Genomic DNA, 11,866 nt, shown 5'->3' on the forward strand with positions numbered 1-11,866 from the left:
AATGATGTGGAATTCTAACCTTTGAATCCACCTTTGCTCTGAAACCCAACACTCAGCGTAATTGCTACATCTCTTTACCTGCACGAAATACATAGTCGAACGGTGAAGGAACGGTTCCATCGACCTTGTTTTTCAAGCCTACACCTATGCCTAGGCTCAAAGCCGCACCAATCGCTGCGCTTTCAAGTGACGGCAATATCGCCGTTGCACCTACTGCCCCGGCTATAACAACTTTTGAGGCATCGGTAAGGTCGAAAGAGATATCTAACGACGTTAATCTTTTCAAGAAATTCTTCTTTCTAGCCACTTTGTAATAGTCACCCAAAGCCTTATCAAACTTCTCGAACGCTACAGTTTGGTGGTAATTCGAGAAACCACTCTGGCTTACTTCTAATGCTAACCCGTCTATGTAATGACGTAAAGCGGTCAACTCGTCCCGGCAGTGCGCCTTGAAAGAAAGGACATCATCATAAGCTACCTCGGGTGCAGGTAATGGTAAAGCGTTCTCTAACCTCATCTTAAGCCCAGATAATGGGGCAAGTTTATCCGCTGAAATAAGTTCTTGAGTGGGGCCTCGCGCTACCGACCACATTCCCTCTTCCCTGATGTTTAGAAGCCGCAAAACTTCATCTACCATCGTAGGGATAACTTCAGAGAGACATGGTGCGGTCAGATCCAATCGGGATCGCTGGAAACCAGACCAACCTTCTAGACCAGGAGGACAATCTCTGCCAAATTGAAAATAGTTGTTCATTGGATAATCTATGCGGTCAAATAAAAGTAATGCCGCGCGCACCAAATGTGGGTCAAACTCGCCGACGTTGATTTCAAGTGCTTGATCGCCCAATAATTGACCGTCGCGTGATTTAACTGAAATGTCGGGTAGCATAATGGCGCCACGTTCAGTTTCCGCTAGTGACGGCGCTAATTCAAAGTTATGGACATTTAAAATCTGTGTATCGGCATTAGGTATTTTGGTTACATCCCGCCCAAAGGACAGTGCTGGTAGGTTGGATGCACCTGAGTACAGTCCCGCCCTGTGCTTATTTCCGCTCCTAAATACCCTAGGCATCATGAAACTCCGTCTAAATTTTGATAAAAATTTATAGAACGGAGTAACTTTGTGCAATGACTATTGATAACTTATTTTCTTAACCTTTGTATTACTACAAGGGGACAGAAAGGAAAATCGGTTAGATATGGTATATGAGTAGAGATAAACTTGAACGCTCAACATGATTACTTTACATGCTGTTACAGATTAGAAGAACCAAATTTTAGAAAAGGGTCATTTCAGGGCATTTGGTATTTACACCCTGTCCGCCACCACCCTTCTTCGCGCGCCTTACTTCTCCGGTGTCAACTTTGCGCCATTCTCAACATTTTCATTAAAGCTTGTCACCACCGAGTCGACCAGCATCTGGATTTCTTCGGCCGCAAACTTCTCCGCGTCCGCTTGGCTTGAACCAAAGGACCGTTCGGACTTCACCAATATCGCCTTATAGGCTGCGCGTTCTGTCGGACATGCCTCATCGGATCTTTTGACGAACGCGCTTGGGGCGGCTTTCTCCGCGACTGCAACATTGTGGACTTCAATCATGCAGTTGTTGAATGCCTTGCGCGCGTTGTCCATCGGGTCGCCTTTCATGGCGGCCATGCTGAGTAGTGCGGTTGCGATGATAGTGATCATGTTTCCAAACCCCTGATGTTCATTTGCGGACGTTTATGCGCCCGCTGATAAGACAGTTTACACAACCGTCATGACGCAATCAATGCGCTATGACAGATTGCCTTAAGCGCCTTTACCGGACGATTTTGCCGCCCTTCACAACGGCATCGACCGACTCCAGTTCGCGCACATTGGCCAATGGATCACCATCGACCGCGATGATATCGGCAAAGCGGCCAACGGCAATGGCGCCGACATCTTTCTCACGGCCAAGCGCTTGGGCGGCGTTACGGGTTGCGGCCTGAATGGCCTCCAGCGGGGTCATGCCATATTCGACCATGACCTTGAACTGACCGCCGACAAGCCCGTGTGGCATCACGCCTGCGTCAGAGGCAAAGACCATCTTAACGCCTACCTTGTGCGCTTTACGGAAATTGTCGCGCTGAATCTGTGCGACTTCGCGGTCTTTGCGCAGATTGTCTTCCAATACACCGTTTTTCGCGCCCTCGGCCTGCGTATAGTCGGTGTTGAAGATATCCATCGAGAACCAGACCGGACGCACGCGCGCGGCGGCAAGCTTTATGCCTTCGTCGTCGACAAGACTTGCATGTTCAATCGTGTCGATGCCCGCTTTGATTGCCGCTTTAATTCCTTCTCCGCCATGGGCATGTGCCGCAACGCGCAAGCCCCATCGATGCGCTTCTTCAGCTATCACGCGCAATTCGCCCTCAGAAAGCTGCTGCTGGCCAGGTTCGGTATTGCGTGAGAACACGCCGCCTGTGGCGCAGACCTTGATGACTTCCGCACCATATTTACGTTGGCGCCGGATTTCGTAGCGCAGTTCGTCATCACTATCGGCAATGCCCTCTTCCTTGGAAGCCCCTTCAAGGCTGGGAGGTAGGAATGTCGAGTCGCAATGTCCGCCAGTTGCGCCGATGGAATAGCCAGCTGGCACAATGCGGGGACCAATCGCATAGCCATTTTCAATCGCTTGTTTTAGACCAATGTCATTGCGATTTTCCGCCCCGACATTGCGCACGGTAGTAAAACCAGCCTTGAGCATCGCCTGCGCTGCGCCGACGGCGGACATGCCCCAAAAGCTGTCGGTAAATTCAAGGCCGCGATAACCGCCAATGTCAGCGGGGCTGTCGAGATGGACATGCATGTCAATGAGGCCGGGCAATATAGTTTTGCCCGACATGTTGATATGTGTGACATCGCTGCCCCATTTGACCGTGCGTGCATCGGCAATGCTGGTTATACGGCCATCCGCGCCAACGAAAACAGCCGGAAAATCGACCGTTTTACCAGTCAAAACATCGACCATCTTATCCGCGGTTATTACCGTCGTCTGCGCCTGTGCCGTCGAGGACAAAATGGCGGCACCTGAAAGCGCCAAGACCCGCAGATTCTTCCGCAAGTTCACACTATATGACATATCTGTTTCCTACACATTCTAGTTGCCGGAAAGGATGGCAAAAAATGGACGTGTAGGACAGTAAAAACGTTGCCGACAAATTTTAAGGCGTAAAACCTAATCGCCTTTGTTGCGTTGTTCGGCGCGCACCATTCACATATGCAGCATCTTGCCATAAGCGCCGAGCACGCTTTCGTGCATCATCTCGCTCAAGGTCGGATGTGGGAATACGGTGTGCATGAAATCGGCCTCAACCAATTCAGCGGTTTTGCCGATGGTATAGCCTTGGATCAACTCGGTCACCTCTGCACCCACCATATGCGCGCCAAGCAATTCGCCGGTCTTCGCGTCAAACACAGTTTTGATGAAACCTTCCGCCTCACCCAACGCAATGGCCTTACCATTGCCTAAGAATGGGAAATTGCCGACCTTGACGTCATAGCCTGCTTCTTTTGCCTTGGCCTCAGTCAAGCCGACGCTTGCGACCTGCGGATGGCAATATGTGCAGCCCGGAATGTTGCGGGGATCCATCGCATGGGGATGACCGCCAGCGATGGTTTCGGCAGCGATCACGCCTTCATGGCTTGCCTTATGCGCCAACCATGGCGGTGCGGTAATGTCACCAATCGCCCACAGGCCGGGCACGTTGGTGCGGCAGTTGGCATCGGTTTTCAGGAACCCGCGGTCCATCTCTACGCCCAGCGCTTCCAAGCCGATATTTTCGGTGTTTGGCACGATGCCGATGGCGACGATGCAATGGGTGAATTCCGATGCTACGACTTTGCCGTCCTTGCCCTTAATCGATGCGGACACACCCGAGGCGGTGGCCTTCAGGCTTTCGACCCCTGCCCCAGTCATGATATTCATGCCTTGTTTAGTCAGAGCCTTTTCCAAGAAGATGGAAACATCGGCGTCCTCGACCGGCACAATGCGGTCGAGCATTTCGACAACGGTAACATCAGCGCCCATATCATTGTAGAAGCTAGCAAATTCAATACCAATCGCACCCGACCCAATGACGAGCAACTTTTTCGGCATTTCGGATGGCACCATCGCGTGGCGATAGGTCCAGATGCGCTTTCCATCGGCAGGCGCAAAGGGCAAATCCCGCGCCCGCGCGCCGGTAGCGAGGATGATGTTTTTCGCGGTCAATTCCTCCGCCTTGCCGTCTTTACTGACTGAAAGCCGATTAGCGGCGAGCAACTTTCCATCACCCATATGGACGGTGATCTTGTTCTTCTTCATCAGATGCGTGACGCCTTGATTTAACTGCTTCGCTACGCCGCGCGAACGTTTCACTACGGCATCAATATCGGCGCTGACATTCGCAGCGGTCAGACCATAATCGCCCGCATGCTGCATATAATGATAAATCTCGGCCGAGCGCAGCAACGCCTTGGTCGGGATGCAGCCCCAGTTGAGGCAGATACCGCCGAGATTTTCGCGTTCAACAATGGCGACTTTCAACCCAAGCTGCGCGGCGCGGATGGCGGCAACATAGCCACCGGGGCCAGAACCAAGGACGATGAGGTCGTAATTAGACATTTTACGCCACCAACCCTAAAGGCTTCTCCACCAGCTCCTTAAAGACCTTCATGAACATAGCCCCGTCTGCGCCGTCGATGGCGCGGTGGTCGAAGGAGCCGGTGACGCTCATGACTGTCGCGATGGCGAGGGCGTCATCGACGATATAGGGGCGCTTTTCCCCTGCCCCGACCGCGAGGATCATCGCCTGTGGCGGGTTGATGACGGCGTCGAATTGCTTGATACCCATCATGCCCATGTTGGAAATGGACGCCGTGCCGCCTTGATATTCATGCGGCTGCAACTTGCCATCCTTGGCGCGCGCTGCAAGTTCGGCCACTTCGCTCGAGATTTTGGACAGCGATTTGTTCGCGGCATCCGTTACAATGGGCGTAATCAATCCAGTAGGTACGGAAACGGCCACGCTGATATCGGCGCGGCTATATTGCAGCATATTGTCGCCCGCGAAGCTGACATTGCACTTCGGCACCTGAATGAGCGCAAGGCCGAGCGCCTTGATCAGCATGTCATTAACCGACAGCTTGATGCCGCGGCTTTCGAGGCTGGCATTCAATTCGCCGCGTAGTTTCAACAAGGCGTCAAGGCGGACATCGACCGTCAGATAAATATGCGGCACTTGCTGCTTGCTCTCGGTCAGCCGGCGCGCAATGGTCTTGCGCATATTGCTGAGCTTGACGACCTCATGTGGGATGTCGGTACTAATCGCTACGGGCTTAGCCATGGGAGCTTCCGCGCGAGGTCCGGCATTAAAAGTGATGGCCGCAACAGTGCTCCGGCTGTCGCCATCGAGTGCTTCCACATCGGCCTTCACGATACGCCCATTTGGGCCAGTGCCAGCGACTGAGGTTAGATCAAGGCCCTTGTTCACGGCTATCCGCTTGGCGAGTGGGCTTGCTTTGATGCGGTCGTTTTTAGCTAAATCGGCCATTTTTGGGTGCGCTGGCGGTTCGTTGACAGGGCTCGACACGATCGGTGCTGGAATATTAGCGACAGGCGCAGGCGTCGATGCTGCAACGGCCTTCGGCGCAGGTGCCGCATCATCCTCGCCTTGAATCATCGCGATTACCGCGCCGACCTTCACGCCATCTGTTCCCTCGGCGACCAATATCTGGGTCACGATGCCCTCATCAACCGCTTCGAACTCCATCGTCGCCTTATCGGTCTCAATTTCGGCCAGCAAATCGCCGGAAGATACTTTGTCGCCTTCCTTGACCAGCCAGCGGGCTAATGTGCCTTCTTCCATTGTGGGCGAAAGGGCTGGCATTTTGAGTTCTATGGGCATCGGGTACTGGCCTTTTATAGACGTCGTTAAAGGTCTCCGAATAACCAAGCTTTCCCAAGCGTCAAGCGTGATAAGGTTGCCAATCGGTCAATTTTCGCGCAGGCTATACGAATTCTTGAAATGCTGCGGGCAAAGTGGGCTCCGGGGGAAGCTATGCGGACATATTTGGTGGTTATCGACGAAACCGAGGAAGCACGGCTTGCCTTGCGTTTTGCTTCGCGCCGTGCCGCCAAAACTGCAGGCACTGTGCATATTTTGGCGCTTGTGGAACAAGCGGACTTTGTCGCATGGGGCGGCGTTCAGGCGACGATGGAAGAAGAGGCGCGCGATCGGGCTGAGCAATTAGTGACTGCCGCAGCAGGCTCTATTTTTGACGAAATGGGCGTTCGTCCCGATATTACGGTAAAGCCTGGTGAGGCTATTGATGTCGTAAAGGCTATGCTGGAAGAACATCCCGAAATCGCCGCGCTTGTGCTAGGTGCCGCCGCCCAAGGTGCACCGGGCCCGTTGATAAGCCACTTTACGGGTTTGAATGCGGGGACTTTGCCCTGCCCGGTCATGGTTATCCCCGGATCGCTCAGCGATGCGCAATTGGATGAATTGAGTTAGGGCCGAACTTTTACACCCCCTCGTCATCCAGAACGTGCGTCAATTTCCTCCCTATTGTCATCCTTCCTCCCTATCGTCATCCCGAACTTGTTTCGGGATAACGCGCGGCGGGCTTTGGTATCCTGAAACAAGTTCAGGATGACGAACATCTATTCTATTAGGATGATGTAAAGCAGGCTCAGCGCCTTTTTCCCTGATGCCGGATATTCCCCGGACGCCCGCGCTTTCCTGCATCATATTTGCCAGCCTTGGGCTTGCCCTTATGCTTAAACCGATCTGGGGCATAGCTTCCGCCCTCCGGCAATTCAAAGCGTAGCGAACCGGAAATCGGGTTCGCCTCGGCCAGACGCAATTCAAGGCACATTCCCGGCCGATATTCCTGCCTTGTTTTTTCGCCAATTAACGTCTGGCTTGCCTCATAATAATGGAAATAATCCTTACCCAAGGTTGAGACAGGGACTAAGCCATCGCCGCCAATACCTTGTACTGTTGCGAAAAATCCAAAATTTTGCACGCCTGTAATCCGCGCTTGAACAATTTGCCCTACTTGGGCGGATAGATACGCCGCAATGTAGCGATCTGTTGTCTCCCGCTCTGCTTCCATCGCGCGGCGTTCGGTGCGGCTAATGGCTTCTGCGGTGGCGGCAAGCTTCGTAATCGCGGCTTCGGTCAAGCCCGTTATGGGCTCCACATCCTTGAGTTTTGGCTTGGGCATTTCAAGCCCATACGCGCTCACCAGCGCGCGATGGACGATTAGGTCCGCATAACGTCGGATGGGTGAGGTGAAATGAGCGTAGCTGCCTAATGAGAGACCGAAATGCCCCACATTGTTCGGACCATAATAAGCTTGTGTCTGGCTGCGTAAGACCGCTTCCATGATTTGCGGCCGCACTTCATCGTCGATTATTTTTTCGAGGATACTGTTGAACGTTTCAGGCTTAACCACCTGACCCAGCGCAAATTCGATATCAAAGGTCTTCAGATATTCCTTCAGCGCCACCAGCTTTTCTCGGCTTGGTGGTTCATGTGCGCGGTAAATCAAAGACGACTTTTTGGCCTCCAGCGCCTTAGCTGCGGCGACATTGGCGGCAATCATAAAATCTTCGACCAAACGATGCGCTTCAAGCTGCTCACGTTCGGCAACGCCCGTGACCCGGCCTTGATCGTCGAGCGTAATACGCTTTTCAGGCAAATTCAGTTCCAACGGTGCGCGCTTGTGCCGCGCCTTGGAAAGCAATCTCCAGCACGCCCAAAGCGGCTTGAGCGCCGTTTCCAGCAGGGTATTTTCCATCTGTCCATCGATGGCGGCCTGCGCATCTGGATACGGGATATTGGCCGCAATCCGCGCGATAGCACGCGTGAAGCGCCATGACGTCACTTGGCCGGCCTTGCCAATGGCAAGATGGCAGGCGATTACGGCGCGATCTTCCCCTGCCCGCAATGAACATTTGTCCGAAGATAATGCGTGCGGCAGCATTGGCACCACGAGATCAGGGAAATAGACACTGTTTCCACGCTTCGACGCTTCATGGTCTAATGCGCTACCAGGGCGGACATAATAGCTCACATCGGCAATCGCGACGATCGCGTCAAAACCGCCCGTGTCGGCATTGGGGGCAGCCCATATGGCGTCATCAAAATCCCGCGCGTCGCGTGGATCGATCGCGATGATGGGCAAATGGCGCAGATCTTCACGATGGTCGTCAGTGACCGGTAATTCGCGGACGCGCTCTGCTTCGCGTTCCACGGTTTCGGGCATCTCAAACGGAATACCAAATTTATGGATTGCAATGAGGCTGAAGCTTTTGGGCGCAAATGGGTCGCCAAGGACTTGGGTCACCCGCGCCGATTTTTTATGCGCGTTGCCTGTTAATTCGGCAAGCACGAGTTCGCCAGCTTGTGCCTCGCCAACATCACCAATTTGCGTATCAAACCGGGCTTTTTTGTCGACGGACTTCAGCCAAAAACGGCCATTCTCGCCGCCTTCGACCACGCCTAATATCTGTTCGCTGCCTTTGGCTAGCTTCTTCATGATGTGCGCAACATGGCCGCTGCCGCGTTCCTCGGTGCGCGCTAATATCCGGTCACCAATGCCCAAAGCGCCCCGTTTACCTTTGGTTTCTATGACGCGAATTTTGGGCAAAGGAATACCTTCGGCCTCCCAATGCTCGGGTACAGCCACCGCATTATCGCCGTCGATTGCGACAATCTTGAGCACCGTAACCTTGGGCACACCGCCCATTTTGTGAAAGGCGCGGCCCGGGGCCATGTCGATCAGCCCTTCATCGGTCATGTCCTTCAATAATGCCTTCAGCGCAATTTTCTCATTACCGCGTAAGCCAAATTCCCGCGCAATTTCCCGCTTGCCCGCAGGATCCTTCGACGTCTTGATAAATTCAAGGATCTGATCTCTATTGGGGAGCCCTTCAAATCGCGCATTTTTGGTCATTATTTGGTTATTCCAATTTTGTTCGCACGAAGACGGGAAGACACAGAAGATGTTCGGTCGTTCACTAACCGCCTTATACCGTCTTTGAACATCGCGGTACCGAAGTTAATGACAAAGCCATGGCTCAAATTTGTTAACCGCAGATAGGTTATCACTTGCTTCGCGTGGACCGGCAGCGTTTTCTCGACAGATTTTATTTCCAAGATAACGCTGTCTTCTACAAGCAAGTCTAAACGAAAGGCCGCTGGTAACTCTACGCCGTCATATTCAATATCTATGGCCACCTGTCGTTCGACGTTCAGCCCTCGGCTTTGGAGCTTAGCCGCCAAGATTGCTTCATACGCACTTTCCAAGAGCCCTGAACCGATGTCTACGTGCAATTTAAAGGCGCAGTCGACAATGATATTGCAGATATCTTCAATGTCCATTCCGCCCTCTTCGTGTCTTCGTGCGAAACTCTAATAAGTCCGCCCAATCAGTATTCGTTCCACTGCTGGGTCGCCTGTAAAGAAGCAGGGGCCGTCGGCGGGTGCGGCATCGATGGGGCTGTTACGCATCGTGATTTTCAACGCCTTGAGCTGTGCCACAATGTCGTCAAGTGCCGCCCCGCTCGGGCGCGACCATTGTACTTCGACCCAGCCCGCAAAGCCCGCTTCGTCGCCGGCGAAATGTTGGGCAAGGTCAGTGACGTCGCGCCGAATGTTGGCCTCCAGCCGTGCTTTTGCTTCGGCATATAGGCTGCTTTGGATGTCCTCTAACAAAGCAGGCGCGGACGCCACAAATTCGGCGCGCGGCGTGAATGCGGTCGCAAGCTTTCCGTCGTCTTTATACAGGCTATCGCGGCGAATGACCGCTGCCTTGCCTTCACCCATGTCGCGGGGGCCAACTTCCACGATAATCGGCGCGCCCTTTTTGACCCAGGCCCAGCGCTTGTTCGACGCCTTCGTCGCTTTTGTATCCAGCAACACCCGCAAAGGTTCGCCAAAGGCGCTGAGCGCCAGCAATTCCGAGCGCAAGCTGCGGCAATATGCGAGAACGGCCTCGTCTTCGTCATTATCCCGCAACATCGGAATGATGACGATTTGATGCGGTGCAATTTGCGGCGGGCAACGCAGGCCATCATCATCGCCATGCGTCATGATCACGCCGCCAATCATACGCGTGGATACGCCCCAGCTGGTCGTATGCGCGAACTGCTGATTGCCTTCTTTATCCTGATATTTGATGCCCGACGCTTCGGCAAAGCCCGTGCCCAGATAATGCGACGTCCCTGCTTGTAGCGCTTTACCGTCCTGCATCATCGCCTCGATGCTATAAGTAGCTACGGCACCCGGAAAGCGTTCATTCTCCGGCTTCTCACCCGCCACAACGGGCATAGCCAGCGCGCCTTCTGCAAAGGCCCGATACATTTCCAGCGCGCGCATCGTTTCCTGCATCGCATCTGCACGGTCGGCATGGGCGGTATGCCCTTCCTGCCACAAAAATTCGCTGGTGCGCAGGAACATCCGTGTGCGCATTTCCCAACGCACAACATTCGCCCATTGGTTGACCATTAAGGGCAAATCGCGCCAGCTTTGCACCCAGCGGCTCATGGCCGCACCAATTACCGTTTCAGAAGTTGGGCGAACGACCAGCGGTTCTTCTAACTTCGAGCCGGGATCAGGGATCAGCTTGCCATTGCCATCACTGACAAGGCGGTGATGCGTAACAACCGCCATCTCTTTGGCAAAACCTTCGACATGGTCGGCCTCTTTTTCAAAGAAAGATAACGGGATGAACAAAGGGAAATAGCAGTTTTCAACGCCTGCGGCCTTTATCTCTGCATCCATAAGCTTTTGAATGCGTTCCCACATCCCATAGCCCCATGGCCGGATGACCATGCATCCACGCACACCGGATTCCTCAGCCAAATCGGCCTCCGAAATGACTTCCTGATACCAGCCAGCGAAATTTTGCGCCCGCGTGACGCTTAAAGCATGTTTTATCAAAATCTTACCTGTGTTCTGTGAAAAGTTTATGAGGCGCGTTCGGCAGCCATTTTGTCAATCTGGGCCTGAAGCGCCGCGATTTGTTGTTTGAGTTCGGCAACAGTTTCATCACGTTCCGGCTTTTTGCCGGTGAGATTGCCCAAATTCGGCATCAAGGCTTCTCGCGCAGAACGCATGAATTCGATATTCTGCTTTGCCAAATGGCCAAAAGGACCAGATGTGATCGCGGTTTCAATCACTTCTTGAACCTGCCGCTGGTTCTTGCGGAAGTTATCCATCGAGGTTTCCAAAAACTGCGGCACCATCCCTTGCATGGAATCGCCATACATCGCGATCAACTGCTTCAGAAAGCCAACCGGCAACATTTGCTGCCCGCTATTTTCCTCATCCATGATGATCTGCGTCAGGACACCATGGGTGATATCCTCATTGGTTTTGGCGTCGAGTACTTTAAAATCAACGTCCTTGCGTGTCAGTTCGGCAAGGAAATCGAGCGTAATATATTTAGACGACTGCGTGTTATACAGCCTGCGATTGGCATATTTTTTAATGATGATTGGGCCATCACCATTTTTGTTGGCTGTGCGTGCCATCGTGGGTCCTTCCGGGAAAGTTAATCCCCGTTAGCACTATGTCATAGTGCACTGCAACATTGGTGAAGGTTTGGTTGTCTTACTCTGTAACATTGGTGCTCAGCAGTGCCAGAGGAGAGAAGCCCGCACATCAGCGCGTCGATTACTGGCACCGAAACACAGGCCGACGTTTACGATCCGTTTGGCCGCAGGTTCTATGCCGGTATCCGCTTTAAGATATAATCTTATTCAAAGATTATGAATTGCGAAGGGCCGTCTTCTATGGAAGGCGGCCCTTTCTTTATGTACTGCTATTTTGAATTGGTTATCTCATT

General features: G+C 53.0%; 10 protein-coding genes. 1 reads left to right on the forward strand and 9 read right to left on the reverse strand.

Translation table 11 applies throughout. From position 1 onward, the window contains the following. Positions 1-64: 64 nt before the first annotated feature. From ACILP4_RS07085 to ACILP4_RS07105, 5 genes are all read right to left on the reverse strand, one after another. On the reverse strand, positions 65-1,075 hold the full coding sequence (locus tag ACILP4_RS07085; protein WP_395620039.1) for a DUF6236 family protein: 1,011 nt from the start codon (positions 1,073-1,075) through the stop codon (positions 65-67). 270 nt (positions 1,076-1,345) lie between these two features. Then, positions 1,346-1,690 (reverse strand): hypothetical protein, encoded by a 345-nt coding sequence (locus ACILP4_RS07090; protein ID WP_395620040.1) that lies wholly within the window; start codon positions 1,688-1,690, stop codon positions 1,346-1,348. Positions 1,691-1,802: 112 nt separating this feature from the next. After that, a complete protein-coding gene (locus ACILP4_RS07095; RefSeq protein ID WP_395620041.1) occupies positions 1,803-3,107 on the reverse strand; it encodes an amidohydrolase family protein in 1,305 nt (434 codons plus the stop codon). Positions 3,108-3,239: 132 nt separating this feature from the next. Then, the gene (lpdA, locus tag ACILP4_RS07100; protein ID WP_395620042.1) at positions 3,240-4,631 is read right to left on the reverse strand and encodes a dihydrolipoyl dehydrogenase; all 1,392 of its coding nucleotides are present in this window, start codon (positions 4,629-4,631) and stop codon (positions 3,240-3,242) included. A 1-nt stretch (position 4,632) separates the two neighbouring features. After that, a complete protein-coding gene (locus tag ACILP4_RS07105) occupies positions 4,633-5,913 on the reverse strand; it encodes a pyruvate dehydrogenase complex dihydrolipoamide acetyltransferase (RefSeq protein WP_395620043.1) in 1,281 nt (426 codons plus the stop codon). Between the two features lie 153 nt (positions 5,914-6,066). Between ACILP4_RS07105 and ACILP4_RS07110 the strand changes: the two genes are divergently transcribed. Continuing rightward, entirely contained in the window at positions 6,067-6,522 is a 456-nt protein-coding gene (locus ACILP4_RS07110; protein ID WP_395620044.1) for a universal stress protein, read from the forward strand. A gap of 178 nt (positions 6,523-6,700) precedes the next feature. Here ACILP4_RS07110 and rnr read toward each other — a convergent pair whose 3' ends face one another. From rnr to phaR, 4 genes are read right to left on the reverse strand one after another with little or no spacing between them, the layout of a single operon-like run. Then, on the reverse strand, positions 6,701-8,971 hold the full coding sequence (gene rnr / locus ACILP4_RS07115; RefSeq protein ID WP_395620045.1) for a ribonuclease R: 2,271 nt from the start codon (positions 8,969-8,971) through the stop codon (positions 6,701-6,703). Then, positions 8,971-9,399: a GxxExxY protein gene (locus tag ACILP4_RS07120; protein WP_395620046.1), complete on the reverse strand. Its 429-nt coding sequence runs from the start codon at positions 9,397-9,399 to the stop codon at positions 8,971-8,973. Before ACILP4_RS07120 ends, rnr begins: the two co-directional genes overlap by 1 nt. A gap of 30 nt (positions 9,400-9,429) precedes the next feature. After that, a complete protein-coding gene (gene proS / locus ACILP4_RS07125; protein ID WP_395620047.1) occupies positions 9,430-10,959 on the reverse strand; it encodes a proline--tRNA ligase in 1,530 nt (509 codons plus the stop codon). Positions 10,960-10,985: 26 nt separating this feature from the next. Continuing rightward, positions 10,986-11,552 carry a polyhydroxyalkanoate synthesis repressor PhaR gene (phaR, locus tag ACILP4_RS07130; protein WP_395620048.1) on the reverse strand — a complete coding sequence of 189 codons (567 nt, stop codon included), beginning with the start codon at positions 11,550-11,552 and terminating at the stop codon, positions 10,986-10,988. Positions 11,553-11,866 lie beyond the last annotated feature (314 nt).

It is taken from the genome of Sphingorhabdus sp., assembly GCF_044239045.1.
Classification (GTDB): domain Bacteria; phylum Pseudomonadota; class Alphaproteobacteria; order Sphingomonadales; family Sphingomonadaceae; genus Sphingorhabdus_B.